The organism is Amycolatopsis bullii, assembly GCF_014654205.1.
Lineage (GTDB): Bacteria > Actinomycetota > Actinomycetes > Mycobacteriales > Pseudonocardiaceae > Amycolatopsis > Amycolatopsis plumensis.
The window spans coordinates 106,144-132,476 of record NZ_BNAW01000014.1 but is presented as its reverse complement, the minus strand read 5'-3'; the positions used below and the strand labels follow the sequence as shown (position 1 = coordinate 132,476).

25 protein-coding genes and 3 tRNA genes are annotated in these 26,333 nt (G+C 70.1%); 18 read left to right on the top strand and 10 right to left on the bottom strand.

Annotated elements, in window-relative coordinates; all coding sequences use genetic code 11:
- Positions 1-8 precede the first annotated feature (8 nt).
- The 6 genes from IE317_RS18405 to IE317_RS18380 form a co-directional block, all read right to left on the bottom strand.
- Entirely contained in the window at positions 9-407 is a 399-nt protein-coding gene (locus IE317_RS18405; RefSeq protein WP_191311601.1) for a MaoC family dehydratase, read from the bottom strand.
- Positions 404-853 carry a MaoC family dehydratase N-terminal domain-containing protein gene (locus tag IE317_RS18400; protein ID WP_191311599.1) on the bottom strand — a complete coding sequence of 150 codons (450 nt, stop codon included), beginning with the start codon at positions 851-853 and terminating at the stop codon, positions 404-406. Before IE317_RS18400 ends, IE317_RS18405 begins: the two co-directional genes overlap by 4 nt.
- A gap of 78 nt (positions 854-931) precedes the next feature.
- A complete protein-coding gene (gene rpmG / locus IE317_RS18395) occupies positions 932-1,096 on the bottom strand; it encodes a 50S ribosomal protein L33 (protein WP_005152047.1) in 165 nt (54 codons plus the stop codon).
- A gap of 50 nt (positions 1,097-1,146) precedes the next feature.
- Positions 1,147-1,219, bottom strand: a tRNA-Met gene (locus IE317_RS18390).
- A gap of 50 nt (positions 1,220-1,269) precedes the next feature.
- Positions 1,270-1,342: transfer RNA gene (locus tag IE317_RS18385), tRNA-Thr, on the bottom strand.
- 80 nt (positions 1,343-1,422) lie between these two features.
- Positions 1,423-4,062, bottom strand: coding sequence for a putative bifunctional diguanylate cyclase/phosphodiesterase (locus IE317_RS18380; RefSeq protein WP_191311597.1), 2,640 nt, complete (start codon positions 4,060-4,062; stop codon positions 1,423-1,425).
- Positions 4,063-4,298: 236 nt separating this feature from the next.
- Between IE317_RS18380 and IE317_RS18375 the strand changes: the two genes are divergently transcribed.
- The 3 genes from IE317_RS18375 (at position 4,299) to lon (ending at position 8,666) form a co-directional block, all read left to right on the top strand.
- Positions 4,299-5,237 (top strand): GNAT family N-acetyltransferase, encoded by a 939-nt coding sequence (locus IE317_RS18375; RefSeq protein WP_191311595.1) that lies wholly within the window; start codon positions 4,299-4,301, stop codon positions 5,235-5,237.
- A 71-nt stretch (positions 5,238-5,308) separates the two neighbouring features.
- Entirely contained in the window at positions 5,309-6,163 is an 855-nt protein-coding gene (locus tag IE317_RS18370; RefSeq protein ID WP_191311593.1) for an SAM-dependent methyltransferase, read from the top strand.
- A gap of 100 nt (positions 6,164-6,263) precedes the next feature.
- Positions 6,264-8,666 carry an endopeptidase La gene (gene lon, locus IE317_RS18365; protein ID WP_191311591.1) on the top strand — a complete coding sequence of 801 codons (2,403 nt, stop codon included), beginning with the start codon at positions 6,264-6,266 and terminating at the stop codon, positions 8,664-8,666.
- A gap of 98 nt (positions 8,667-8,764) precedes the next feature.
- On the opposite strand, the gene IE317_RS18360 is transcribed toward lon, so the two are convergent.
- Positions 8,765-8,847: transfer RNA gene (locus IE317_RS18360), tRNA-Tyr, on the bottom strand.
- Positions 8,848-8,976: 129 nt separating this feature from the next.
- On the opposite strand from IE317_RS18360, the gene IE317_RS18355 reads away from it, so the two are divergent.
- Positions 8,977-9,468 carry a YajQ family cyclic di-GMP-binding protein gene (locus IE317_RS18355; RefSeq protein ID WP_191311589.1) on the top strand — a complete coding sequence of 164 codons (492 nt, stop codon included), beginning with the start codon at positions 8,977-8,979 and terminating at the stop codon, positions 9,466-9,468.
- A gap of 34 nt (positions 9,469-9,502) precedes the next feature.
- On the opposite strand, the gene IE317_RS18350 is transcribed toward IE317_RS18355, so the two are convergent.
- Positions 9,503-10,177 (bottom strand): hypothetical protein, encoded by a 675-nt coding sequence (locus IE317_RS18350; RefSeq protein WP_191311587.1) that lies wholly within the window; start codon positions 10,175-10,177, stop codon positions 9,503-9,505.
- A 127-nt stretch (positions 10,178-10,304) separates the two neighbouring features.
- Here IE317_RS18350 and IE317_RS18345 point away from each other — a divergent pair, with 127 nt between their 5' ends.
- Both IE317_RS18345 and rfbA read left to right on the top strand, forming a co-directional pair.
- Positions 10,305-11,447 carry a sialidase family protein gene (locus IE317_RS18345; protein WP_229902781.1) on the top strand — a complete coding sequence of 381 codons (1,143 nt, stop codon included), beginning with the start codon at positions 10,305-10,307 and terminating at the stop codon, positions 11,445-11,447.
- A gap of 190 nt (positions 11,448-11,637) precedes the next feature.
- Positions 11,638-12,519 (top strand): glucose-1-phosphate thymidylyltransferase RfbA, encoded by an 882-nt coding sequence (rfbA, locus tag IE317_RS18340; RefSeq protein ID WP_191311585.1) that lies wholly within the window; start codon positions 11,638-11,640, stop codon positions 12,517-12,519.
- On the opposite strand, the gene htpX is transcribed toward rfbA, so the two are convergent.
- Positions 12,516-13,367 carry a zinc metalloprotease HtpX gene (htpX, locus tag IE317_RS18335; RefSeq protein ID WP_191311583.1) on the bottom strand — a complete coding sequence of 284 codons (852 nt, stop codon included), beginning with the start codon at positions 13,365-13,367 and terminating at the stop codon, positions 12,516-12,518. The genes rfbA and htpX overlap by 4 nt on opposite strands.
- 133 nt (positions 13,368-13,500) lie before the next feature.
- Between htpX and IE317_RS18330 the strand changes: the two genes are divergently transcribed.
- The gene (locus IE317_RS18330) at positions 13,501-14,469 is read left to right on the top strand and encodes a YncE family protein (RefSeq protein ID WP_191311581.1); all 969 of its coding nucleotides are present in this window, start codon (positions 13,501-13,503) and stop codon (positions 14,467-14,469) included.
- 40 nt (positions 14,470-14,509) lie between these two features.
- Entirely contained in the window at positions 14,510-15,382 is an 873-nt protein-coding gene (locus IE317_RS18325) for an LLM class F420-dependent oxidoreductase (protein ID WP_191311579.1), read from the top strand.
- A gap of 38 nt (positions 15,383-15,420) precedes the next feature.
- On the opposite strand, the gene IE317_RS18320 is transcribed toward IE317_RS18325, so the two are convergent.
- Positions 15,421-15,789 (bottom strand): DUF2568 domain-containing protein, encoded by a 369-nt coding sequence (locus IE317_RS18320; protein ID WP_191311577.1) that lies wholly within the window; start codon positions 15,787-15,789, stop codon positions 15,421-15,423.
- A 198-nt stretch (positions 15,790-15,987) separates the two neighbouring features.
- Between IE317_RS18320 and IE317_RS18315 the strand changes: the two genes are divergently transcribed.
- From IE317_RS18315 to IE317_RS18270, 10 genes are read left to right on the top strand one after another with little or no spacing between them, the layout of a single operon-like run.
- A complete protein-coding gene (locus tag IE317_RS18315) occupies positions 15,988-17,220 on the top strand; it encodes a class I SAM-dependent methyltransferase (protein ID WP_191311575.1) in 1,233 nt (410 codons plus the stop codon).
- 1 nt (position 17,221) lies between these two features.
- Positions 17,222-18,016 (top strand): glucose-1-phosphate cytidylyltransferase, encoded by a 795-nt coding sequence (locus IE317_RS18310; protein WP_191311573.1) that lies wholly within the window; start codon positions 17,222-17,224, stop codon positions 18,014-18,016.
- Positions 18,013-18,660, top strand: coding sequence for a PIG-L deacetylase family protein (locus tag IE317_RS18305; RefSeq protein WP_191311570.1), 648 nt, complete (start codon positions 18,013-18,015; stop codon positions 18,658-18,660). Before IE317_RS18310 ends, IE317_RS18305 begins: the two co-directional genes overlap by 4 nt.
- Before the next feature lie 5 nt (positions 18,661-18,665).
- Entirely contained in the window at positions 18,666-19,685 is a 1,020-nt protein-coding gene (locus IE317_RS18300; RefSeq protein ID WP_191311568.1) for an NAD-dependent epimerase/dehydratase family protein, read from the top strand.
- The gene (locus IE317_RS18295) at positions 19,685-20,965 is read left to right on the top strand and encodes a DUF4910 domain-containing protein (RefSeq protein ID WP_191311566.1); all 1,281 of its coding nucleotides are present in this window, start codon (positions 19,685-19,687) and stop codon (positions 20,963-20,965) included. Before IE317_RS18300 ends, IE317_RS18295 begins: the two co-directional genes overlap by 1 nt.
- 5 nt (positions 20,966-20,970) lie before the next feature.
- Positions 20,971-22,296 (top strand): hypothetical protein, encoded by a 1,326-nt coding sequence (locus IE317_RS18290; RefSeq protein WP_191311564.1) that lies wholly within the window; start codon positions 20,971-20,973, stop codon positions 22,294-22,296.
- Between the two features lie 7 nt (positions 22,297-22,303).
- Positions 22,304-23,248, top strand: coding sequence for a glycosyltransferase family 2 protein (locus IE317_RS18285; RefSeq protein WP_191311562.1), 945 nt, complete (start codon positions 22,304-22,306; stop codon positions 23,246-23,248).
- A complete protein-coding gene (locus tag IE317_RS18280; RefSeq protein WP_191311559.1) occupies positions 23,245-24,429 on the top strand; it encodes a polysaccharide pyruvyl transferase family protein in 1,185 nt (394 codons plus the stop codon). The genes IE317_RS18285 and IE317_RS18280 overlap by 4 nt, the downstream gene beginning before the upstream one ends.
- Entirely contained in the window at positions 24,426-24,974 is a 549-nt protein-coding gene (rfbC, locus tag IE317_RS18275; protein ID WP_191311557.1) for a dTDP-4-dehydrorhamnose 3,5-epimerase, read from the top strand. The genes IE317_RS18280 and rfbC overlap by 4 nt, the downstream gene beginning before the upstream one ends.
- 8 nt (positions 24,975-24,982) lie before the next feature.
- A complete protein-coding gene (locus tag IE317_RS18270) occupies positions 24,983-26,299 on the top strand; it encodes a glutamate-1-semialdehyde 2,1-aminomutase (protein WP_191311555.1) in 1,317 nt (438 codons plus the stop codon).
- Positions 26,300-26,333 lie beyond the last annotated feature (34 nt).

Sequence of the window (26,333 nt, the reverse complement as noted above, 5' to 3'; positions counted from 1 at the left end):
GGCCCTGGTCAGAGGCGGACCAGGGCCTGCGGCTTCCCCAGCACCGTCTTCCCGTCGAACTTCACCACGAGGTCGATCCGCGCGATGCCGTCGTCCTTGACGTCCGCGACCTTGCCGGTGATCTCCAGCAGCGCACCCTCGGGCGTGTTCGGCACCACGACCGGCCGGGTGAACCGGGCGCTGAAGTCGACCAGCCGGGCCGGGTCGCCGAGCCAGTCCGTGACGACTCGGCCGGCCACCGCCATCGTCAGCATCCCGTGCGCGATCACGTCCGGCAGGCCGACGTCCTTCGCGAACGCCTCGTTCCAGTGGATCGGGTTGAAGTCCAGCGCCGCCCCGGCGTAGCGGACCAGCTGCTCGCGGGTGATCCGGACCTCGAGGGCGGGCAGCTCGTCTCCGGTGTTCACGAAGTCTCCCCTCGAACCACAAGCTGCGCGCGGGTGGTGCAGACCTTCTGGCCGGCGGCGTCGGTGATGTCGGCGCGCAGGTTGATGAAGTCGTTGCCGGCCCGGGCCATGATGCCGTCGATGTGGGTGGTCACCTCGAGCACGTCGCCCGCGTACACCGGGCGCGTGTAGGTGAAGCCCTGGTCGCCGTGCACCATCCGCGAGTAGTCGAGGCCGAGCTCGGGGTCGGTGACGATCGCGTTGATCGAGGCGAGGTTGATGATCGTGAGGAACGTCGGCGGGGCGATCACGTCCGGGTGACCGGCTTCGCGGGCCGCCTCCGGGTCGCGGTAGACCGGGTTCGCGTCGCCGATCGCGTCGGCGAACTCCCGGATCTTCTCCCGGCTCACTTCGTAACTGGTCTGCGGCGGATAGCTCCGCCCGGTGAACGACTGGTCCAAGGGCACGGCGACGAGGCTACCAACAGCGAGAAGCCGCCCTGGTGGTCCAGGGCGGCTTCTTCGAGCTGGTGTGAACGCGCTACGTCAGCGGGTTTCCTTGTGCGTCCGGTGCGTACCGCAGTTCGGGCAGAACTTCTTCATCTCCAGGCGATCCGGGTTGTTGCGCCGGTTCTTCTTGGTGATGTAGTTGCGGTGCTTGCACTCTTCGCACGCCAGCGTGATCTTGGGTCGCACGTCGGTGGCAGCCACAGCGTTTCCTTCTCTCTCAGGTCCCGGGGGCCAGCCCCGTCGTTACCGCGTAGCGGTGGCCGGACTTGAACCGGCGACACAGCGATTATGAGCCGCTTGCTCTGCCAACTGAGCTACACCGCCCTTACATGACCCAAGCCGCGACACGCAGGCGTGACGCGGCTGAGGTCGAGAGCCCCTTTACGGAATCGAACCGTAGACCTTCTCCTTACCATGGAGACGCTCTGCCGACTGAGCTAAAGGGGCCTGGCCTCTCGCGAGGACTTGGAAAGATTAGCAACCCCCGTCACCCGGCCGTGCAACCGGGGTCCCCAAACCGCAAAACCTCAGGTCAGCAGGGTCAAAACCGTCTCCGAGTGCCGCCCCGGCGAGCGTGCGGTGCGGGCCTGCAGCCACGCCTCCAGGCGGTCCTCCGGCAGCGGCCGCGAGATCAGGTAGCCCTGGGCGACGTCACAGCCCATCGCCTCCAGCTGGTCGCGCGCCACGTCCTCCTCGACGCCCTCGGCCACCACCGTCAGCCCGAGCGAGTGCCCCAGCTCGACGATCGACCGCACGACCGCCAGGTCGCCGAGGTCCGTGCCCATGCCGAGGACGAAGCTCTTGTCGATCTTCACCTGGTCGACCGGCAACTGCCGCAGGTAGGCCAGCGACGAGTACCCGGTCCCGAAGTCGTCCACGGCGAGGGTGATGCCCAGCGAGTGCAGCTCGCGCAGGATCGGCAGCGCCTTCTGCGGGTCGGACATCACGCCGGACTCGGTCAGCTCGAACGTCAGCAGCTCGGGCGGGATGCCGTGGTGCTCCAGCTCGCGGGCCACCTTGTTCGGGAAGTCCTCGTCGGCCAGGTTCCGCACCGACAGGTTGACCGCGACCGAGATCCGCAGGCCCTCGTCGAGCCACTTGCGGCAGCGCTTGAGCGCCTCGCCGAGCACGAACCCCGTCAGGACGCCGATCAGGCCCGCCGCCTCGATGGCGGGAACGAACTCGTCCGGGCCGAGCCTGCCGAACTCCGGGTGCACCCAGCGGACCAGCGCCTCGACGCCCTGCACCTGCCGGTTCGGCAGGGTGATCTTCGGCTGGTAGTGCACGCTGACCTGGCCGTCCTCGAGGGACTGCCGGAACTGCGTCACCATCTGGAAGCGGCGCAGGAAGATCTGGCCCATGCTCGGCACGTAGCCGCGGACCTCTTCGCCGCCCTTCGTCGCGCGGACGGCGACGTCCGCCCGCTGCAGCAGGCCTTCGATGTCGACGACGTCGCCCGGTTCCTCCGCGGACGTCGTCGCGTAGCCGATCATCGCGTTCGCCTCGACCGACAGCCGGTCGACCGGGTACGGCGCCGACAGCTCTTCGCGCAGCCGGACCGCCGCCGCGTGGGCGTCTTCCGGCGGGCAGCCGACGAGCAGCGCCGCGAAGGACGCGCCTTCGAGCCGGGCGAGCGGGACGTCGGGGCCGAGCGCGTCACGGATGCGGCGGCCCGCCGCGACGACCATCCGGTCGGCCCACGCGTAGCCGAGCGCGTCGCTGACCGTCGAGAAGACGTCGAGGTCGATCCGCAGCACCACGGCGTTGGCGAAGTCCCGCAGCGGCTCCTTCGCCACCTGCTGGAAGCCCGGCCGGTTGAGGTGCCCGGTCTGCGGGTCGTGGTAGGCGTCGTGGCGCAGCGTCGCCAGCAGGCGCCGGTTGTCCAGCGCCGTCGCGAGGTGGCTGGCCATGGTGCCGAGCAGCTGGACGTCGTACTTGCCGAAGCCGCGCCAGCGGGACAGCCGGTCGTGCGCCTCGACCACGCCGAGCAGCCGGTTCGCGCTGCGCAGCGGGACGACGAGCGCCTCCTGCGCGCCGCGGTCGAGCAGCGCCGCGCGGACGTCGGGGTTGGCCTCGGTGATCCGGAAGTGCCGGACGTGCGCGCCGGGCAGGCGCAGCAGCGGGTCGTCGGCGGCGGGGTCGGCGGCCGGCAGGTCGTCGCCCGCGACCACGACCCGCATGGTGTCCTTCGGTTCCAGCCGGAGCCGCAGCACCACGCGGCCGGCGGCGAGCTGGTCCTTGATGCGCTCGGCGATCGTCGCCCATTCGCGGACGTCGACGCCGCCGACGAGCTCGTCGGCGCGGCTGGCCGGGCGCGCCGCGGCCTGCTGGCCCGAGCGGGCCACCATCAGGCTGACGTCGGAGAGCGCCTCCATGTCCCGCTGCTCGCGCAGCAGGTCGGAGTACGCCCAGTACAGCGCGGTGAGGCCGAGGAAGACGGCGAGCACCAGCGGCCACGCCTGGGGCGTGCTGGAGATGACGAGGTAGCCGGAGAGGCCGACGGAGGCGTTGACGAAGCCGACGACCAGGATCCGCCCGGTGAGCCGGACGGCGGTGCTGACCCGCATGCGGCGCCGCAGCACGCGGACCGCGGCCAGCGCGAGCAGGGTGCTCACCAGCGGCGCGGTCAGGGTGCCGGCCAGCGCCGCGACCCACGGGATCTCGTCGCCGGTCCCGACGGCGTGCTTGACCAGCCCGGCGACCGCGAAGGCACCGGTGATCTCGAGCAGGAAGGCGCCCGCGTTGTAGAGGACGCGCCCGGCGACCTTGCGGGCGAGCAGCGTGCCGATGCCGGCGACCAGGTGCGCGGCCAGCACGACCTCGAACGGCGCGACGAAGAACCCGATGACGAGCGGGATCTCGGTGAAGGAGATCGTCCACGAGATGCCGCTGCGGACGTCGACGTTGATGCCGAGCTGCTCGGCGAGCAGGAAAGCGACCGCGAGCACGGGCCCGACCCACAGCAGCCGGTCGTCCCAGTGGAACGGCAGCCACGAGCCGACCGCGAACGCGGCGACGAGCCCGAGGCTCAGCACGGCGAAGGTGTAGACGCGGAAGCGGCGTTCGTCGGTGCGGGCTTCGGCGGAGACGGGTGGTGCCCCGGAAGCGGCTCCCGGCCCGGGCTGCGCCTGCGCGACGGCGTCACCGTGGGCGTTGGTGTCCGGCATCCGACCTTCCCTCCCGGCTTGTCCACCGGTGCTGATCCGTGACTTCGGGTGTGGACAAGGGCCATACCGTACCCCGTAGGGCGTACCCGTGTCCCTTTCGAGACAGTAGGAGATCACCCCAGGGTTAACAATGCCTCGAACGCGCTGACCTGCGTGGACCAAGGGGTGAAAGGGCAGGTGTCGTAATCGAGGCGGTTCTCCACGCACACGGCGGCGGGTAGCGCTTCAATGGCGTCATGCACAGCGACGTGATTGCCACCGAACACGCGGCGCGGCTCGCGGCGGTGGACTCCCTCCTCCCCGGCTCGACTCCCTTCGAAGCAGCGGAAAACGCGGTGGTGCTGGAGGTCGCGACGGGTGATTCCGCCGCCTCCGCCCTCGCCTCGCGCATCCAGGTCGACCAGGACGCACCCAACGCGCCGTGGCGGGCGCTGACCGAGCACCGCCTCGACCTTCAGCTCGCCGGCCCGCGGCCGGCCGAGGCCCTCGACGCCCTCCTCACCCGATGGGATGAACATCTGCGCGCCGTCGCCGAGCCGGGTGACACGGAGACGGCGGCGATCGTCCCGCGGGCGAGCCGCGACGCCGCCGGAACGCGCGAAATGCTGCACCACGGCTTCGCGCCGCTGCGGGTGATCGCGGTCCGCCCGGCGGAGCGGATGATCCCGGCCGGCCCGCGCGGCACACCCGGCGTCAAGATCCGCCGCGCCGAGCCGGGGGACCTCGACACCGCCGTCGAGCTGGGCCTGGAACTGCACACCTTCGACGCGCAGTACGGCACGGTCAACTTCCGCAAGGGTGTCGAGGACATCATGGCCAAGGACCTCGCGGAGCAGCTGAACCGGCCGGAGCCGCCGCTGTGGATCGCCGAGCTGTACGGCCGTCCGCTCGGCATGGTGAACGTCCAGCACCCCGGCGAGACCGGCTGGATCAGCGACCGCGTCGCCGCGGACCGCGTCGGCTACCTGTCGTCGCTGGCCGTCGCGGAGACGGCGCGGTCGTCCGGCGTCGGCACCGCGCTGGCCGCGCACGCCCACCACGTTCTCGACGAAGAAGGCGCCGACGTCGTCCTGCTGCACCACGCCGCGGCGAACCCGCTCTCGACGCCGTTCTGGTACGCGCAGGGGTACCGCCCGCTGTGGACGTACTGGCAGCGTCGACCGGCTGTTCGGTGAACTACTGGTGGATTACCCGGTCCGGCCGGGGCTTATAGGCTGACCCTCGCCGCCAGCGAGGGGAGCCTGAAGTGACCGACCAGCGGGATTCCGCGCCGAGAGCGCCCGAGGGTGTCGACACCGAGAAGCCGTCCGCGGCCCGGATCTACGACTGGTACCTGGGCGGTACCCAGAACTGGGCCGTGGACCGCGAGTTCGGCCGGCGCATGGAGCAGCAGTGGCCGCTGGTGCGGCCGGGGTCGAAGCAGAACCGCGAGTTCATGAACCGTGCGGTGCGGGCGGCGCTGCGGGCCGGGATCCGCCAGTTCATCGACCTCGGCTCGGGCGTGCCGACGGCCGGGAACGTGCACGAGGTCGTCGAGGCGGAGCTGCCCGAGGACCACGACGCGAAGGTCGTCTACGTCGACTACGAGCCGGTCGCCGTCGCCCACGCGACGCTCATCCTCGAAGAGGGCATGGCGACCGAGTGGGCCGGGATCGTCCAGGCCGACATGCGGGACGCGAAGTCGGTGCTGCGTGCCGAGGAGACGCGGCGGCTCATCGACTTCTCGCAGCCGGTCTGCCTGATCATGGCGGCGGTGCTGCACTTCGTCGGGCCCGACGACGACCCGGAAGGGCTGCTGGCGACGTACCGGGACGCGCTCGCGCCGGGCAGCTGGCTGGCGATTTCGCAGATGAGCGAAGGCGACGGCACCGGCGAAATGCTCGAAGGGCTGCGCTGGTTCGTCGAGCAGTACCGGAAGACGAGCAACCCGGTCTGGCTGCGCAACCGCGAAGAAATCGAGCCGCTCTTCGGCGACTGGCCGCTGCTCGAGCCGGGCATCGTGCACCTGCCGGACTGGCGGCCGGACCGGAAGATCAACGCCCTCGAGGCGGAGGCCCGGCCGTTCGCGTGGTGCGCCGTCGCGGCGAAACCAGGGCGCTGACCTGCGGTTATCGCGATCGCTGTGGGCGAACGCACCATCGGAAACAAACGCACCCATCGGAGAGTTGAGCTAGGCAGACTCAACTACACGAGGAGTGCACATGTCCGACACCCGCCTCCTGCCCGTGCTCCCGCTCGATGACGACGTCGTGCTGCCGGGCATGGTCGTCCCGCTCGACCTGACCGACACCGAGACGCGGGCAGCGGTGGAGTCCGCCCAGGCCAAGACGCCGAGCCAGGCGTCCTTCCCCGGCATCCGGTCCTCCGCGGCCACCAAGGCCGAAGTCCTGATCGTTCCCCGCGTCCACGGCGAGTACGCCGAGTTCGGCACCGTCGCCACGGTCGAGCGCATCGGCCGCGTGCCCGGCGGCAAGGCCGCCGTCCTGCTGCGCGGCACGGCCCGCGCGGTCGTCGGCCGGATCGCCGACGGTCCCGGCGCCGCCCGCTGGGTGCACGCCGAGGACGCCCCCGAGACCACGAACGACCAGACCGCCAAGCTCGCGGCCGAGTACAAGGCCGTCGTCATCTCGATCCTCCAGCAGCGCGGCGGCTGGCAGCTGATCGACGCCGTCCAGCAGGTCGAGGACGCCTCCGCGGTCGCCGACCTGTCCGGCAACGCGCCGTACCTGTCCACCGACCAGAAGCTCGAGCTGCTGTCCACTTTGGACGTCAGCGCCCGGCTCGAGAAGGCCCTCGAGTGGAGCAAGGAGCACCTGGCCGAGCTCGAGGTGACCGACACGATCCGCAAGGACGTCGCCGAGGGCATGGAGAAGCAGCAGAAGGAGTTCCTGCTGCGCCGCCAGCTCGAAGCCATCCGCAAGGAGCTCGGTGAGCTCGACGGCACCGCCGACGAGACGGACTACCGGGCCCGCGTCGAATCCGCCGAGCTGCCGGACGCGGTGAAGAAGGCCGCACTGGCCGAAGTGGACAAACTGGACCGCACGTCCGAGCAGTCCCCCGAAGGCGGCTGGATCCGCACCTGGCTGGACACCGTCCTGGAGCTGCCCTGGAACGAGCGCACCGAGGACGTCTACGACATCGCCGCGGCACGGGCCATTTTGGACGCCGACCACGCGGGCCTGGACGACGTCAAGGAACGCATCATCGAGTACTTGGCCGTGCGCAAGCGCCGTGCGGAATCGGGTCTCGGCCCGGTCGGCGGGCGTCGTTCGGGTGCCGTGCTCGCCCTCGCGGGCCCTCCCGGGGTCGGCAAGACGTCGCTGGGTGAGTCCGTCGCGAAGGCCATGGGCCGCAAGTTCGTCCGGGTCGCACTGGGTGGCATCCGCGACGAGGCGGAGATCCGCGGTCACCGCCGCACGTACGTCGGCGCGCTGCCCGGCCGGATCGTCCGCGCCATCAAGGAAGCCGGCTCGATGAACCCGGTCGTGCTGCTCGACGAGATCGACAAGGTCGGCGCCGACTACCGCGGCGACCCGACCGCGGCGCTGCTCGAAGTGCTGGACCCGGAGCAGAACCACACGTTCCGCGACCACTACCTCGAGGTCGAGCTGGACCTGTCCGACGTCGTCTTCCTGGCCACGGCCAACGCGCTGGAGACCATCCCCGGCCCGCTGCTGGACCGCATGGAGCTCGTCACGCTGGACGGCTACACCGAGCACGAGAAGGTCACCATCGCCCGCGACCACCTGCTCCCCCGCGAGCTGGAGCGCGCCGGCCTGGGCACCGCGGACGTGGTGCTGACGGACGCGGCGTTCAGCCGGATCGCCGCCGAGTACACCCGCGAGGCGGGCGTGCGCGACGCGAACCGGACGATCGCCAAGGTGCTGCGGAAGGTCGCGACCAAGGTGACGCTGGACGAGGTCTCGCTGCCGGTTGTGATCGACGCTGCCGATCTGGACGCCTACCTGGGCCGCCCGCGGCACATCCCGGAGTCGTCGCTGCCGGCGTCGACCCAGCGCACGGCGACCCCGGGCGTGGCGACCGGCCTGGCGGTGACGGGTGCCGGCGGGGACGTCCTGTACATCGAGGCGTCGCTGGCGGACCAGGAGTCCGGCGCGTCCGGGCTGCAGCTGACCGGCCAGCTCGGCGACGTGATGAAGGAGTCGGTGCAGATCGCGCTGTCGTACTTGCGGTCGCACGGCGCGGAGCTGGAGCTGCCGGTGGGTGACCTGCGCAACCGCGGCATCCACGTCCACGTCCCGGCGGGCGCGGTCCCGAAGGACGGCCCGTCGGCCGGCATCACGATGACGACGGCCCTGGCCTCGCTGCTCTCCGGCCGCGTGGTCCGCGCGGACGTGGCGATGACGGGCGAGGTGTCCCTGACCGGGCGCGTCCTGCCGATCGGCGGCGTGAAGCAGAAGCTGTTGGCGGCCCACCGCGCGGGGATGAAGACGGTGATCATCCCCCAGCGCAACGAGCCGGACCTGGACGACGTCCCGGCCGAGGTGCTTTCCCAGCTCGACGTGCACGCGGTGGCCAACGTCCGCGAGGTCCTGGACCTCGCACTGACCCCGGCTTCGACGCCGGTTTCCCAGGCGGCGTAACCCCGAGCGCCGCCGCGGCCGTTTCCCTCTCCCGCAAGGGAAACCGGCCGTTCACGCGAAAAAGGGCTCCGTGGTTCACGGAGCCCTTTTTCGTCGGGTGGCGGGTGAGGGATTCGAACCCCCGTAGGCGTAAGCCAACTGGTTTACAGCCAGTCCCCTTTGGCCACTCGGGTAACCCGCCCAGGCCGGTCTCACCGGCCGGACAGAAGCTTACCCAACGCCCCCGAGCAGGGGTCAACCGGGATACCCGTCGGGTGACAGGGGCTAGGCTGGGTGGCCCCTGACAAGCGAGTACGAGGTGTGAGGACACGTGGCGGATCCCTCTTTCGACGTCGTGAGCAAGGTCGACCGCCAGGAGGTGGACAACGCGCTCAACCAGGCGAGCAAGGAGCTGGGCACGCGGTTCGACTTCCGCGGCACCGGCACGACGATCAACTGGGCCGGCGAGGAGGCGCTCACGATCGAGTCCGAGACCGAGGAGCGCGCGCTGGCCGCGGTCGAGGTGTTCAAGGAGAAGCTGATCAAGCGCAACATCTCGCTGAAGGCCTTCGAAGCCGGCGAGCCGGCGCTGTCGGGCAAGATCTACAAGATCTCCGGCAAGATCCTGCAGGGCATCGCGTCGGACAAGGCGAAGCAGATCGCCAAGTTCATCCGCGACGAAGGCCCCAAGGGCGTCCAAGCCCAGATCCAGGGCGACCAGCTGCGGGTGTCGGGCAAGAAGAAGGACCAGCTGCAGGAGGTCATCGCCCTGCTGAAGGGCAAGGACTTCGAGATCGCGCTGCAGTTCACCAACTACCGGTGACGCCGCCGCGGGCACCCGGTCGCCGGGTGCCCGCTCAGGACGGCGTCACCGTCCAGCCGGCCTCGTAACCCACGACCTGCAGGTACGCCGGACCCTCGACGTCCCGCTCGACCTGCACGTCGCCGATCTGGTTGAGGATCAGGTCGCGGTCGATGATGGACGTCGCCATCACCCAGAGGCCGATGTTGCCGCGGGTTTTCGCCGTGAACTTGATGCGGCTCACGCCCGCCGGGAGCTTCAGCACCGCTTCGCCCTTGCCGGCCGTGTCCTTGCCGCTCTCCGCCATCGGGAGGCTCCGGTGGTCCGAGATCGTCGCCGTCCAGGGGGCGTTCGCGTGGACCGTCACCCGCTTCACCGGGCGGTCCGGCTGCGTGTTCATCCACTTCGTGCCCTTGTAGGCGCCGATGGCGTTGACGAGGCTGTGGTCGCCGCCGTCGGTGTCGACGATCACGTTGGCCGTGCACTTGGGGCAGTCGAACGTGAAGAAGCCCACCTGGTCCGCCGGCCACGTGGTCTGGAACTCGCCGCTTTCCGAGCCCGAGTGCGTCTCCGTCGGCACCTCGCGCGGCACCGGCGGCGCGGTCGACGTGGGCGTCGGCAGGGCGGGCTCGTAGGTCGGCTCCGCGACGATCTCGCCGTAGCCGCTCGACGGCGCGCACGCCGATGCCAGGACCAGGAGCAGCAGCGCGCCGCCCAGCCGGATCTTCATCTTTCCCCCTCGGGACCACCGCGGCCCCTCCGGTGATCTTTCGGCTCCGGCAGCGAGAGCGTTACCCGAACGCGTGAATGCGCCCGGTGACCGTCGCCCGGTCGTGCTGTAATCGCGCGGACACCGCGTGGAGGGGGTCGAGTTGCGCCGTTCGCTGGCCTTCGTGCTGACGCTCGCCGCCGTCGCCTCGCTGCTGACCCCGGCGAGCGCGGCCGAGCGCAAGCAGCTCGTCCCCGGCTTCGGCGCGTACGCGCGCTTGATCCGGCTGGAGCACGGCCGCGGGCGCATCATCGCCACCCTGACCAGCGAAGACGCCGACGGCAAGTTCACACCCGTCCTGGAGAGCACCGACGAAGGCGAGTCGTTCCACGAAATCGGCGCGATCCGCGACCCCGAGGGCCGGTCCGGCATGTGCTGCGGCACCGTCTACGAACTGCCGGTGCGCGTCGGCAGGCTCCGCGCCGGCACGCTGCTGTGGGCCGCCTCCTACCGGCAGGACGCCGGGCCGCTGCGCCGCATCGGGATCCGCGTCTGGGCCAGCAAGGACGGCGGCCGCTCGTGGAGCTTCCTGTCCGAGGCCGCCCGGTCGCACAACATCGACGGCATCTGGGAGCCCGAGTTCACCGTCGACGCCGGCGGCACGCTCTGGCTCCACTTCGCCGACGAGACGCAGGCGCCGAAGTACGCGCAGGTGCTCAACCGGGTCGCCTCGACCGACGGCGTGAACTGGGGCACCAAGCAGCTCACCGTGGCGATCCCGCCGGACCGCGTCCGGCCGGGCATGCCGATCATCCGCCGGCTGCCCGACGGCCGCTACTACTTCGCCTACGAGATCTGCAACTTCCGCGACCGCTACTGCGACCCGTACTTCAAGATCTCCGACGACGGCGCCAACTGGGGCGACCCCGGTGACCCCGGCACCCGCGTCGACACCGCCAACGGCAACTACTTCCAGCACGCGCAGACGATCACGCTGTTCCCCGGCGGCCCGAACGGGGTGCGGATCGTCATGGTCGGGCAGATCTACACCGACGCGAAGGGCGTGCCGCAGCCGCAGAACGGCCAGGTCCTGCTGGCGAACGACGACTTCGGCAGCGGCCACTGGTACGAACTGCCGGCCCCGGTGCACATCAGCGGCATCTGGAACAACTGGTGCCCCAACTACTCCTCGACCCTGCTGCCGGTGGACGACGGCCGGAACGTGCTGGAGATCGCGACCGAGAACAACGCCGGCTGCAAGGCCTACTTCGGCAAGGGACCGGCCTTCTAGGGCCTGTATCGAAGTCGGTCAGAGCCATTCGTCGATGGCTGCGATGTGGATAGTGGCTCACCTATCTCGGCCGCCGACACGCCCAGCACGGTCAACTCCAGCTCAAGCCGCCGGAGACTACTTCGATACAGGCCCTAGCGGCGGCCCGTAGGGTGGGGAGGTCTCAGCAACGCCGAAAGGGAGGCCGTCCATGAAGGGCATCGTGCTGGCCGGAGGCAGCGGGACACGCCTGCACCCGATCACCCAGGCGGTGTCCAAGCAGCTGCTGCCGGTCTACGACAAGCCGATGGTCTACTACCCGATCTCGGTGCTGATGCTGGCCGGGATCCGCGAGATCCTAGTCATCTCCACCCCCACCGACCTGCCGATGTTCCGCAGGCTGCTGGGCAACGGCGACCAGTTCGGCGTCTCGTTCTCCTACGCCGAGCAGCCGAGCCCGAACGGGCTGGCCGAGGCCTTCGTGATCGGCGCGGATTTCATCGGCGACGACGACGTGGCGCTCGTCCTAGGCGACAACATCTTCTACGGCCAGGGCTTCTCCGGCCGCCTGCAGCAGGCCGTGCGCGAACTCGATGGCTGCGTCCTGTTCGGCTACCCGGTCAAGGACCCCCAGCGCTACGGCGTCGGCGAGGTCGACGAGACCGGCAAGCTGATCACCATCGAGGAAAAGCCGCTGAAGCCGCGCTCCAACAAGGCGATCACCGGCCTGTACTTCTACGACAACCAGGTCGTCGACATCGCGGCCGGGCTGAAGCCGTCGGCGCGCGGTGAGCTCGAGATCACCGACGTCAACCTCACGTACGTGCGCCAGGACCGCGCCACGCTGGTCGAGCTCAGCCGCGGGTTCGCCTGGCTCGACACCGGCACGCACGACTCGCTGCTGGAAGCCGGCCAGTTCGTGCAGGTGCTGGAACACCGCACCGGCGTGCGGATCGCCTGCCTCGAGGAAATCGCGCTGCGGATGGGCTTCATCACCGCCTACGAGTGCTACGCGCTGGGCGAAAAGCTCGCGAAGTCCGGTTACGGCGACTACGTGAAGGCCGTCGCCGTGGCGGCGGGGGCGTCGGCCTAGAACGGTCGGCGGGCCATCTCTTCGAGCCGGGCGATGCGGTCGGCGATCGGCGGGTGGGTCGAGAACAGCTTGCTCAGGCCCTCGCCGGGGCGGAACGGGTTCGCGATCATCAGGTGCGACTGCGACACCAGCTGCGGCTCGGCGACCAGCGGCCGCGCCCGCGTCCCGGCGTCCAGCTTCCGCAGCGCCGAGGCCAGGCCCAGCGGGTCGCCGGTCAGTTCGGCGCCGGACGCGTCCGCCTGATACTCCCGCGAGCGGCTGACCCCCATCCGGATGATGGCCGCCGCGATCGGCCCGACGAAGATCAGCAGCAGGCTGAGCAGGGGATTCCCGTCGCGGTTGTTGCCGCCGAAGAACAGCGCGATGTTCGCGAGCACGCTGATCAGGCTGGCCAGCGCGCCCGCCACGCAGGAGATCAGGATGTCGCGGTTGTAGACGTGCGACAGCTCGTGGCCGAGCACGGCCCGCAGCTCGCGCTCGTCGAGCAGGTCGAGGATGCCGGTGGTGCAGCACACGGCCGCGTGCCGGGGGTTGCGGCCGGTCGCGAACGCGTTGGGCGCGACCGTGGGGCTGATGTAGAGCTGCGGCATCGGCTGCCGGGCGACCTGCGCGAGCTCGCGGACGATCCGGTACATCGCGGGCTGCTCGACCTCCGAAACCGGCCGCGCCCGCATCGCGCGCAGGGCCAGCTTGTCGGAGTTGAAGTAGGCGAACGCGTTCATCCCGAGCGCGACGAGCAGGCCGATCACCAGCGCGCCGCGGCCGAAGAGCCCGCTGAGCGCGACGATGATCGCCGACAGCAGGCCGAGCAGCAATGCCGTCTTGAGTCCGTTCTGGTGCCCGTGCACGCGCGCTCGCCTCCGTCCACTCTGGAAGTGGATTACCCAGTCGAAACAACGCGATCGGGGGACGCGAAGTTCCTTCACGTGGCGATGGCGCGGGTTACGCTCGGGCGGGAGTTGATCAGGAGCGGAGGCGCCGATGGGCGGTGCACGGCTACCCCGGCGGACCCTGTTCGCCCTGGTCACCGCGGGTTTCGGCGCGCTCGCCCTTCCCGCGACGGCACGCGCGGCGGACGTCCGGTCGCTCGACGTCGGCGGGGCGCCGGCCGGCGTCGCGGTGAACCCGGTCACCGGCCTCGGGTACATCACCGACGCCCAGGCCGGGACGGTCTCCGCGGTGGATCCCCGCCGCGTGGCGGTCGTCGACGTGATCGACGTCGGCGGCGCGCCCGGCGACGTGGCGGTCGATCCGGAGGCCGGCCGAATCTACGTCGCGAACCCGCCGGCGGGCACCGTGGTGGCGCTGGACAGCCGCACGCACGACCTGGTGAGCGTGATCGGTGCGGGGGCCGGCGCCTCGGCGCTCGCGGTCGACGAGGAGGCCAACCGCGTCTACGCGGCCAGCGGGACCACCGGGACGCTCGCCGTGCTCGACGGCGTGAGCTGCACCCTGGCGGCGCTCGTGCCGGGCCCGAAGCCGGGGTTCGCCGGCATCGGCGTCGACCCCGGGCGCAAGCTGGCTTACTGCGCGAGCGCCGCCACCGACTCGGTCGAGCTGTTCTCGATCGACAGCGGGAAGTTCGTCGCTTCGGTGAAGGTCGGGCGCAACCCGACCGGCGTCGCGGTGCACCACGCGAGCGGCACGGTTTACGTCGCGAACTCCGGCATCCACCACATGTCCATTGTGGACGCATCGACGCACGCCGAGCGCAAGACCGTGTTGCTGCGCAGCGAATCCTCCGCGCTGGCCGTGCACCAGGGCACGAACACGGTGTACACCAACGGCGGCCAGAACGGCCTTTCCCGCGTCGACGGCACGGCGGGCACGCTGAGCGGCGAGCTGTCGCTGGGCGTCAACCCCGGCGAGGTCGCGGTCGACCAGCGCACACGCACGGTGTGGGTCACCGATCCCCTGCACGGCCGGATCTTCCTGGTCCGGGATTTCTGACCCCGCACCTGGGGCCACTCCAGGTATACGGTCGGAAGACATGAAACTCGGACTGCAGATCCCGGACTTCACCTGGCCGAACGGGGCGTCCGCGCTGGGCGCCGACCTGGCCGCCGTCGTCCGCGCCGGCGACCAGGCCGGCTTCGGCTCCATCGCCGTGATGGACCACTTCTTCCAGATCGGCGGCGTCGGCCCGACCGAAAACGACATGCTCGAGGCGTACACGACCCTCGGCTTCATCGCGGCGCACACCGAGCGCGCCAAGCTGCTCACCGTCGTCACCGGCGTCCTCTACCGGCACCCCGGCCTGCTGGCCAAGGCCATCACGACGCTGGACGTGCTCTCCGGCGGCCGCGCGATCCTCGGCATCGGCGCGGGCTGGAACGAGGAGGAGTCGCGCGGGCTCGGCTTCCCGTTCCCCTCCGTGAGCGAGCGGTTCGAACTGCTGGAGGAGAACCTCCAGTACGTGCTGCAGATGTGGGCGGACGGCGATGCGCCGTTCAAGAGCAAGCACTTCGACGCCGCCCGGCTGCTCAACGTGCCGCAGGCGCTGTCGAAGCCGCGGCCGCCGATCATGATCGGGGGCGGCGGCGAGAAGAAGACGCTGAAGCTCGTCGCGAAGTACGCCGACCAGTGCAACCTCTTCAACGGGCCGGAGCTGGAGCGCAAGCTCGACGTGCTGCGGCAGCACTGCGAGAACGAGGGCCGCGACTACGACTCGATCACCAAAACCGTCTACCACATCCTCGACATCGGCGAGAACGGTGAGAAGTCCGGCGAGCTGCTGGCCGAGCTGGAGCGGCTGAACGGCCTGGGCATCCAGGTGGCCCTGGGCATGGTTCCGCACGTCCACCGCCCGGCGATCCTCGAGAAGTTCGCCACCGACGTCATCCCGGCGGCCGAGAAGATCTGACCGGCTTCGAGCCCTCTCCGCCGGGCGGCGGGGAGGGCTCAGCCCTCCTTGGCGACGACCCGGGTCAGCACCGCGATGCCGATCCCGGCCACGGCCACCACGATCCCGGTGACCAGCCAGCCCACCAGCGCGAGCACCACGCCGGTGACCGCGAAGAGGGCGAATTCCAGCAGGAAGCGGGCCGGTTCCGGGAGGCGGCGGCGGGCCCGCGGAGCGAGGAACAGGCCCCAGAGCGCGGCGGCCGCCGCCGGCAGCAGGACCGCATCGGCGATCGCCAGCGCCACCCCGCTTCCGAGCTGGGTGCCGGCCAGGGCCAGGCCACCCAGGAGCATCAGCTCGGTGAGGAACCGGGCCGTCAGCACCACGCCCGTGAACCCGCTCAGCCGGGGTGTGGACTCCGATGTCATCCCGCCAGCCTAGAAGGACGTCCACTGTGGACGTTACGGGTTCGATCGGGTACGGTTCGTGATTCCGGCCACAGTTAGGCTATTCAGGTTGCGGTTCCGAATCGGTCCACCAGCGGCTCACGCGTCGCTGTAACGACCTCCCGGCGCCGGTCGACGTGTTGGGTGCACATCGCGACCGCGAGCCAAGGAGCCTGGTAGATGACCACATGTCGACTCTGCGGTTCGACAAACACGGCCAGTGTCGTCGACCTCGGCGCGACTCCCCCGTGTGAGCGATTTTTGGCGGCGGAGCAGCTCGACGAGCCGGAAGCCACCTTCCCGCTCCACCTGCAGGTCTGCACCGACTGCTGGCTCGCCCAGATCCCGCCGCTGATCGACCCCGACGACACCTTCACCGAGTACGCCTACTTCTCGTCCTTCTCGACGTCGTGGGTCGAGCACGCGAAGCGCTTCGTCGACGGCGCGGTGGAGCGGCTCGGGCTCGGCGAGAAGTCGTTCGTCGTCGAGGTGGCGAGCAACGACGGGTACCTGCTCAAGCACGTGGTCGGGCACGGGATCCGGTGTCTGGGCGTGGAACCTTCGGTGAACGTCGGGCAGGCGGCGCGTGACGCCGGCGTGCCCACGCTGACGGCCTTCCTCTCCGAGGAAACCGGTCTTCGCGTGCGCGAGGAGCACGGGCCGGCCGACCTGGTCGCCGCGAACAACGTCTACGCGCACATCCCCGACGTCCTCGGCTTCACCAAGGGCCTGCGGGCGCTCGTCGCCGACGACGGCTGGGTCTCCATCGAGGTGCAGCACCTGCTCACGCTGATCGAGAAGAACCAGTACGACACGATCTACCACGAGCACTTCCAGTACTACACGGTCGAATCCGCGCGCCGGGCCCTGGCGACCGGCGGCCTGACCGTGGTCGACGTCGAACTGCTGCCGACGCACGGCGGATCGATCCGGCTCTGGGCGCGTCCGGCCGAGGTGGCGGGCGAGCCCAGCGAGCGGATGACCGACGTGCTGGAGCGGGAGAAGTCCGCCGGGCTGCACGAGCTGTCCGGGTACACCGAGTTCGCCGAGCGCGTCACCCGCGTGCGGCTGGACCTGCTGAAGTTCCTCATCGAGGCGCGCAACGATCGCAAGACCGTCGTCGGCTACGGCGCCCCGGGCAAGGGCAACACCCTGCTGAACCACTGCGGCATCCGGACGGACCTGCTGCAGTACACGGTCGACCGCAACCCGTACAAGCACGGCCGGTTCACCCCCGGCACGCGCATCCCGGTGCTGCCGCCGGAACGGATCGACGCGGACCGGCCCGACTACGTGCTCGTCCTCCCGTGGAACCTCCGGGAGGAACTGACCGAACAGCTCTCCCACATCGGGACCTGGGGCGGAAAGCTCGTGTTCCCGATCCCCCACCTGGAAATCGTCGAGGTGCAGTGAAGTGAAGGTCGTCCTCTTCTGCGGTGGTTACGGGATGCGGATGCGCAACGGCGCGGCCGACGACATCCCGAAGCCGATGGCGATGGTCGGTCCGAGACCGCTCATCTGGCACGTGATGCGCTACTACGCGCATTTCGGCCACACCGAATTCATCCTGTGCCTCGGCTACGGCGCGGCGCACATCAAGAACTTCTTCCTGTCGTACGAGGAAACGATTTCGAACGATTTCGTCCTCCGCAACGGCAAGGCCGAACTGCTCTCGACCGACATCGCGGACTGGACGATCACCTTCGTGCAGACCGGGATCGAGTCGCCGATCGGCGAGCGGCTGCGGCGGGTGCGTGAGCACCTCGACGGCGACGAGATGTTCCTCGCGAACTACGCCGACGTCCTGTCCGACGTGCCGCTGCCCGAGATGATCGACCGCTTCGAGAAGTCCGACGCCGGCGCGTCGATGATGGTCGTCCCGCCGCAGTCTTCGTTCCACTGCGTCGAAATGGACGAAGGCGGCATGGTCGGCTCGATCACCGCGGTGAGCGAAATGCCGCTGTGGGAGAACGGCGGCTACTTCGTGCTGCGCCAGGAAGTGTTCGACCACATTCCGGAAAACGGCGACCTGGTCGCCGACGGCTGCGCCGAACTGGCCAAGCGGGGCCGGCTGCTGGCCTACCCGTACCGCGGGTTCTGGAAGCCGACCGACACGGTCAAGGAACGGGCGGCGCTGGACTACGCCTACAGCCACGGCGACCGGCCGTGGGCGCTGTGGGAGAAGCAGCCCGCGGCGAGCATCGCGTGATCGGGCTCCGACCGGGACGGCTCGGCAGCGTCGTCGCCCTCGGCGCCCACTGCGACGACATCGCGATCGGCGCCGGCGGCACGCTGCTCACGCTGTGCCAGTCCCGGCCGGGCCTGCGGGTCGACGCCCTGGTCCTCTCGGGCGGCGGCACGCCCCGCGAGGACGAGGAGCGGGCGGCGCTGGCGGCGTTCTGCCCGGGCGCGGACGTCGAGGTCACGGTGCTCAAGCTGCCGGACGGGCGCTTCCCGGCGCACTGGGAAGAGGCCAAGAACGCCCTGGAAGAGCTGCGGCGGCGGACCGACCCGGACCTCGTCCTGGCGCCGCGCACCGACGACGCGCACCAGGACCACCGCGGGCTGGCGAAGCTGGTGCCGACGACGTTCCGCGACCACCTGGCGCTCGGCTACGAGATCGTCAAGTGGGACGGCGACCTCGGCAGCCCGTCGGTGTACCAGCCGCTGTCCGACGAGCTCGCGGAGGAGAAGGTCCGGCTGCTGCAGGAGCACTACGCGTCGCAGCGGCACCGGCCCTGGTACGACCGCGAGGCGTTCCTCGGCCTGGCGCGGATCCGCGGGATCGAAGCCGCCGCGAAGTACGCCGAAGCGTTTTTCGTCAAGAAACTCACTCTCGATCTGAAGGGCTGAATCCGATGCGGGTGTTGCTGACGGGGCACAAGGGCTACCTGGGGACGGTGATGGCCCCGGTGCTCGCCGCCGCCGGCCACGAAGTCACCGGCCTGGACTCCGGGCTGTTCGAGGACTGCCTGCTCGGGCCCGCGCCCGCCGACCCGGCCGGGCACGTCGTCGACCTGCGGGACGTCACCGCTGAGCACGTCTCCGGGTTCGACGCGGTGATCCACCTGGCCGCGCTGTCGAACGACCCGCTGGGCTCGCTCGCGCCGGAGCTGACCTACGACATCAACCACCACGCGTCGGTGAAGCTCGCGAAGCTGGCGAAGGACGCCGGCGTCAAGCGGTACCTCTACGCGTCGACGTGCTCGGTGTACGGCGCGGGCGGCGACAACCTCGTCGACGAAGACGCGCCGCTGCGGCCGGTGACGCCGTACGCGGAGTCGAAGGTGCGCGTCGAAGCCGACGTCCACGAGCTCGCCGACGACGACTTCACGCCGGTGTACATGCGCAACGCGACCGCGTTCGGCTACTCGCCGCGGCTGCGCGGCGACATCGTGCTGAACAACCTGACCGCGCACGCCCACCTGTCCGGCGAGGTACTGGTGCTCTCGGACGGCACGCCGTGGCGGCCGCTGGTGCACGCCCAGGACATCGCGCGCGCGTTCACGGCGGCCCTGACGGCGCCGAAGGAGGCCGTGCACAACAAGGCCTTCAACATCGGCACCGAGGAGAACAACGTCACGGTCGCCGAGATCGCCCAGGAGGTCGTCGAGGCCGTGCCGGGCTCGACGCTGAACATCACCGGCGAAGCGGGCGCCGACCCGCGCTCCTACCGGGTCGACTTCTCGCGCTTCCGCGCGGCGATCCCCGGCTTCACCTGCGACTGGTCGGTCAAGGACGGCGCCGTCGAGCTCATCGAGGCCTACCGCAAGTTCGGGCTCACCCGGGAGTCGTTCCAGCAGCTGTTCACCCGGCTGGCCTGGCTGAAGAGCGAGGGCGAAGCCGGCCGCGTCGACACCACCCTGCGGCGGAAGTAGTGGCGGCCCCGCAGCTGCGGACTGGGGCGGAACTGCACGCCCTGGTCGAGCGGCTGTACCCGATCTGCCGCAGCATCACCGGCGACGGCGTGCGGCGGACCCTGGACATCATCGGCGAGCACATCGCGCTGGAGCGGCACGAGGTCCCGACCGGGACGGCGGTGCTCGACTGGACGATCCCGCAGGAGTGGAACATCCGGGACGCCTACGTGGCCGCTCCCTCGGGTGAGCGCGTGATCGACTTCCAGGAGCTGAACCTGCACGTCGTCGGGTACAGCGTCCCGGTGCGGCAGCGGATGCCGCTGAGCGAGCTGCGGGAGCACCTGCACACGCTGCCGGACCAGCCGTCGTGGGTGCCCTACCGGACCAGCTACTACGCCCCGGCCTGGGGATTCTGCCTCGCGCAGGAGAAGCTCGACGCGCTGCCGGACGGCGACTACGACGTCGTCATCGACTCGACCCTTTCCGACGGCTCGCTGACCTACGCCGAGCACGTCGTTCCGGGCCGCGTCACCGACGAGGTCATCGTGTCCTGCCACGTGTGCCACCCGTCGCTGGCGAACGACAACCTCGCCGGCGTCGCGGTGGCCATCTCGCTGGCCCAGCAGCTCGCTCTTTCGCAGCCGCACTACACGTACCGGTTCCTGTTCATGCCGGGCACGATCGGCTCGATCACCTGGCTGGCCCGCAACGCTTCCCGGATCGAGAAGGTGCGTCACGGCCTGGTGCTGGCGTGCGCGGGCGACCCGGGATCGTTGACGTACAAGAAGTCCCGCCGCGACGACGCCGAGATCGACCGCGTCATGCAGCACGTGCTTCGCTCGCGGGAACACCGAGTTGTCGACTTCTCGCCGTACGGCTATGACGAGCGCCAGTTCTGCTCGCCGGGCTTCAACCTCGGCGTGGGCTCCCTGACCCGGACGCCGTACGCCGGCTACCCCGAGTACCACACCTCGGCGGACAACCCCGGCTTCGTGTCGCCTGCGGCCATGGAGGACACGCTGGGTGTTTTGAAGGACGCGTTCGGCGTCCTGGACCGCAACCGCCGGTACGTCAACCTCAGCCCGTACGGCGAGCCGCAGCTCGGCAAGCGCGGGCTGTACGACTCGCTCGGCGGCCGCAGCGACGCCAAGCAGGCCCAGATGGCGATGCTGTGGGTGCTCAACCTCTCCGACGGTTCGCACAGCCTGCTCGACATCGCCGAGCGGGCCGGGCTGCCCTTCGACATCGTCGACGTCGCGGCCCGCGCCCTCCACGACGCCGGTCTGGTCAAGGAGTGAGCGACGTGGCCAACCATCGCCGGGTGCCGCGCTCGATCCTCCGGTCGGGCGCGGTGCGCGCGATGGCCGGACGGCTGAGCTGGGGCCTCGGCGACCAGGCTGTGTCCAGCCTGACCAACTTCGCCGTCGGGCTGTACGTGGCCCGCTCGCTCGGCACGTTCGCGTTCGGCATCTTCAGCCTCGCCTGGGTCACCTACGGCGTGGTGCTCAACGTCTCGCGCGGGCTCGCCACCGACCCGCTGATGGTGCGGTTCAGCGCGGTCGCCGAGGATCGCTGGCGCCTCGGGGTCGCCAGCGCCTCCGGCACCGCGATCGGCGTCGGCTGCGTGACGGGGCTGGTCAGCCTGGTGGCCGGGCTGGCCGCGGGCGGCCCGCTCGGCACCGCGTTCGTCGCGCTCGCCGTCGTCATGCCGGGCCTGCTCCTGCAGGACGCCTGGCGCTTCGCGTTCTTCGCACGCGGGCAGGGCAAGAAGGCGTTCGTCAACGACTGCGTGTGGGGCGTGGCCCTGATCCCGGCGCTCTACGTCGCCGCGCAGGTCCACACGGTGGTCGCGTTCGTGCTGGCCTGGGGCCTGTCCGGCGCGGTCGCGGCCCTCTACGGCGGGTTCCAGACGCGGATCCTCCCGCACCCGCGGGAGATGCTCGGCTGGCTCCGGACGCAGCGCGACCTGAGTGTCCGGTACCTCGTCGAGAACGTCAGCAACAGCGGCGCCTCGCAGCTGCGTGCCTACGGCCTCGGCGCCATCGCCGGGATCACCGCCGTCGGCGCGGTCCGCGGCGCCGAGCAGCTCCTCGGCCCGTTCCTGGCCCTGCTCATGGGGCTGTCCCTGGTCACCGTCGCCGAGGGTGCGCGGGTGCTTCAGCGGGCGCCGCACCGGCTGAAGCACTTCTGCGTGATCCTCGGTGGCGGCCAGGCCGCCGCCGCGCTGTGCTGGGGCCTCGGCCTGCTGCTCCTGGTGCCCGACAGTGCCGGCCGCTGGGTGATGGGCTCGGTGTGGGACTCGTCGTCCCCGCTGATCCTCCCGGTGACCCTCGCCGTCGTCGGCGCGAGCTTCACCACGGGCGCGGCCGCCGGCCTGCGCGCCCTCGGCGCCGCTCCCCGCAGTTTGCGGTCCCAGCTGATCGCCTCCCTGTTCTACGTCACCTTCGGCATCGCGGGCGCGTTCCTCGGCGGCGCGGCCGGCTCCGCGTGGGGCGTCGCGACGGCCACCCTCAGTGGATCCGTCGTCTGGTGGTTCCAGCTGCGGGCCGGGCTGCGCGAGTACGTGCCGCCGGGGGCCGACGAGCCCACCGTGGTGTTCGAGCCGATCAAAGAGCCGATCAAGGAATGAGGACTCCATGACCACCGTCCCGCGGCTGAGCCTCGGCCTCCCGGTGTACAACGGCGAGGAGTACCTCGCCGAGTCGCTGGAAGCCCTGCTCGGCCAGACCTACGAAGACTTCGAGCTGATCATCTCGGACAACGCCTCCACCGACGGCACGGACGAGATCTGCCGCCGCTACGCCGAGAAGGACTCGCGGATCCGGTACGTCCGCCAGCCGAAGAACATCGGCGCGACCCCGAACCACAACTTCGTGTTCGACGTCTCGCGCACCGAGCTGTTCAAGTGGGTGTCCCACGACGACCTCTACGCCCGCGACCTGCTCAAGCGGTGCGTCGAGGCCCTCGACGAGCGCCCGGACATCATCCTGGCCCACTGCGACCAGGCGATCATCGACGGCGACGGCCGCATCGTCCAGCGGCTGGAGTACACGCTGAACACGGCGTCCCCGCACGCGCCCGACCGCTTCCGCAGCATCCTGTTTGAACCGGGCGGCGACGACTTCTACGGCGTCATCCGCGCCGACGTCCTCCGCCGCGTCAAGCCGCTCGACAGCTACCACCACGCCGACCGGACGTACTCGGCCGAGATGGCCCTGCACGGCCCGTTCCACCAGGTGCCCGAGCTGCTCTACTTCCGCCGCGACCACCCCGGCCGCGCGGAGCGGGCCAACCCGACCATCCGGAGCCGGTGCGCGAATCTGGACCCGCGGCGCGCGAACCGGCTCCGGAATCCCACCGTCCGCCTGCTCGGCGAGTACGTGTACGGGTTCGCCGACCTGATCCGCCGCGCGCCGATCTCGGCCGCCGACAAGCGGGAGTGCTTCGGCCACCTCGGCGCCTGGCTGACCAGCCGGGTCCGCTCCGGCCACGGCGAGCGCGTCGAGGACCGCGCGCCCACCGCCTCGGACGTCGCCACGGTCAACGAAATCGTGGCCGGCCGGGAAGGCAGGCTCGCGTGAAGCGTGCCCCGCGCGTCGGCGTCTTCGGCCTGCTCGGCTCGGGGAACCTCGGCAACGACGGTTCCCTCGAAGCCGTGCTCGGCTACCTGCGGGCCGAGTACCCGGACGCGAAGCTGAGCGCCCTGGTCGGCGGCCCGGAGATCGTCCGCGAGCGGTACGGCCTCGACACGACGCCGCTGCACTGGAACCAGTCCGAGTACGAGACAGCGTCCGGCCTCCGGTCGATCGTCCTCAAGGGACTCGGCAAGCTGGTCGACATCGGCCGCACGGCCGCCTGGGTCCGCAAGCAGGACGTCGTCATCGTGCCCGGCATGGGTGTCCTCGAAGCGACGCTGCCGCTGCGTCCCTGGGGTTTCCCGTATTCGCTCTTCCTCCTTTCCGCCACCGGGCGCCTCTTCGGCACCAAGGTGGCGCTCGTCTGCGTCGGCGCCAACGAGATCAGCGCCCGGGCGACGCGGACGCTGGTCCGCTGGTCCGGCCGGCTCGCCGCGTACCGCTCCTACCGGGACGACATCTCGCGTGACGCCATGCGTGCCATGGGCGTCGACACGAGTGCGGACCAGGTCTACCCCGACCTCGCGTTCTCCCTCCCCACTCCGGCCGCCGGCGGCAAGCCCGGCACGGTCGGCGTCGGTGTGATGGCCTACTACGGCGGCAACGACGACCGTGCCGACGCCGACCGCATCTACCGCCACTACGTGGACACGATGAACCGTTTCGTCGCCTGGCTCGTTGCTCAGGACAGACCCGTCCGGCTGTTCATCGGCGACCGGATCGACCGGCAGGTCGTCGACGAGATCATCGAGAAGACCGCTTCCCCGCTGGTGACGGCGGCTCCGGCGGAGACCCTGGACGAGCTGATGCACGAGATGGCCGCGGTGGACAGCGTGGTGGCCACGCGCTACCACAACGTGCTCTGCGCCCTGAAGGTCGCGAAACCGACCGTGGCGATCGGCTACGCACCGAAGAACGACGTCCTCATGGCGGAGATGGGCCTCGAGGGCTTCACCCAGCGGGCGAAGACCGTCGGGTTCGACCGGCTCGTCGAACAATTCACCGAACTGGAGAACCGTTCGGCGGAACTTCGCCAGACGCTCCTGGAACGGAACGAGATGAACGCGCAACGGCTCAAGGACCAGTTCGCTGCCCTTTCGGCGGCCCTCTTCGGGGGTGGGCGATGAAGGCCGTTCCGGTGCCCGAGATCGACGGTGCGTATCTGTTCGAACCCACCCCGCACGCGGACCGGCGGGGGTTCTTCAGCCGGACATTCGACCGCGACGTCGTCGCGTCGGTCGGCATCGACCCGGACGGCTTCGTCCAGGACAGTCTTTCCCGGTCCCGCAAGGGGGTCATCCGCGGGATGCACCTGCGCGGCGGGGCCGGCGAGGCGAAGCTGGTGCGGTGTTCGCACGGCGCCATCTTCGACGTCGTGGTGGATCTCCGACCGGATTCGCCGACATACCGGAATGTGAAAACCTTCGAACTTTCCGGCGATACCCAGGTTTCGCTGTACATCCCGGCGGGGTGCGCGCACGGATTCCAGTCACTCACCGATCCCTCTGACGTTTCGTACCGTATCGATCGGGCACACGATCCTGAAGAGGACATTACGATTTCGTACAAAGACCCTGAATTGGACATTTCGTGGCCACTGTCGGTCACAATGGTCAGTGACCGGGACGAACGGGCGCCCTCTCTCGGAGAGGCGTTGAAACCAACGAGGTGAGCCACGACATGGGAACGAACCTGCCCCGCTCCACGAAGGCGGACGAGCGGCTGCACCGGGTCATCCCCGGCGGTGCGCACACCTACGCCAAGGGCTCGGACCAGTATCCCGCGGGGATGGCCCCGGTCATCTCGCACGGCCGCGGCGGCCACGTCTGGGACGTCGACGGCAACGAGTACATCGAGTACGGCGCCGGGCTGAGAGCGGTCAGCCTCGGCCACGCCCACCCGCGAGTCCTCGAAGCGGTGCGCGGCGAGCTCGACAAGGGCAGCAACTTCATCCGGCCGTCGATCATCGAGGCCGAGGCCGCCGAGCGGTTCCTCGAGAACGTCCCGACGGCCGAGATGGTGAAGTTCACCAAGAACGGCTCGGACGCGACGACCGCCGCCGTCCGGCTGGCCAGGGCCGCCACCGGCCGCAAGCTCGTCGCCAAGTGCGCCGACCACGCCTTCTTCTCCACCGACGACTGGTTCATCGGCACCACGCCGATGAACGCCGGCATCCCGGACGAGACAACGGAAGCGACGGTGTCCTTCCCGTACGGCGACCTGCAGGCCGCGGAGGAGCTGCTGCAGCGCCACGAGGGCGAGATCGCGTGCATGATCCTGGAGGCGGCCGCGGCGGTGGAACCACCGCCGGGGTACCTGCAGGGCCTGCGCGAGCTCACCACCCGGCACGGCGTCGTCCTGATCTTCGACGAGATGATCACCGGCTTCCGGTGGTCGGCCCACGGCGCGCAGGGCCTCTACGGCGTCACGCCCGACCTCTCGACGTTCGGCAAGGCCCTCGGCAACGGCTTCGCGGTGTCGGCGCTGGCGGGCAAGCGTGAGCTGATGGAGATCGGTGGCCTGCGCACCGATCGCGAGCGGGTGTTCCTGCTCTCGACCACGCACGGCGCGGAGACCCACTCGCTGGCCGCCGCGATGGCGGTCATGGACGTCTACCGCGACGAAGACGTCATCGGCCGCCTGCACGCCCTCGGCGACCGGCTCGCCGCCGGCGTCCGCGAGGTGGCGGCCGGGATCGGCGTCGAGGACCACGTGGTCGTCCGCGGCCGGGCCAGCAACCTGGTCTTCGGCACGCTCGACGAGCAGGGCAGGCCGTCCCAGCCGTACCGGACGCTGTTCCTGCGCGAGCTGATCGGCGGCGGGGTGCTCGGACCGTCCTTCGTGGTCAGTGCCGCGCTCACCGAAGCGGACATCGACAAGACCATCGACGTCGTCGCTCAGGCCTGCACGGTCTACCGGAAGGCCCTCGACGCGAACGACCCGGCGCCGTGGATGGGCGGGCGCCCGGTGCAGCCCGTGTTCCGCAAATACGCCTGATCCCTCCGCGATCGGGCCGGATTCACCCGTTGGG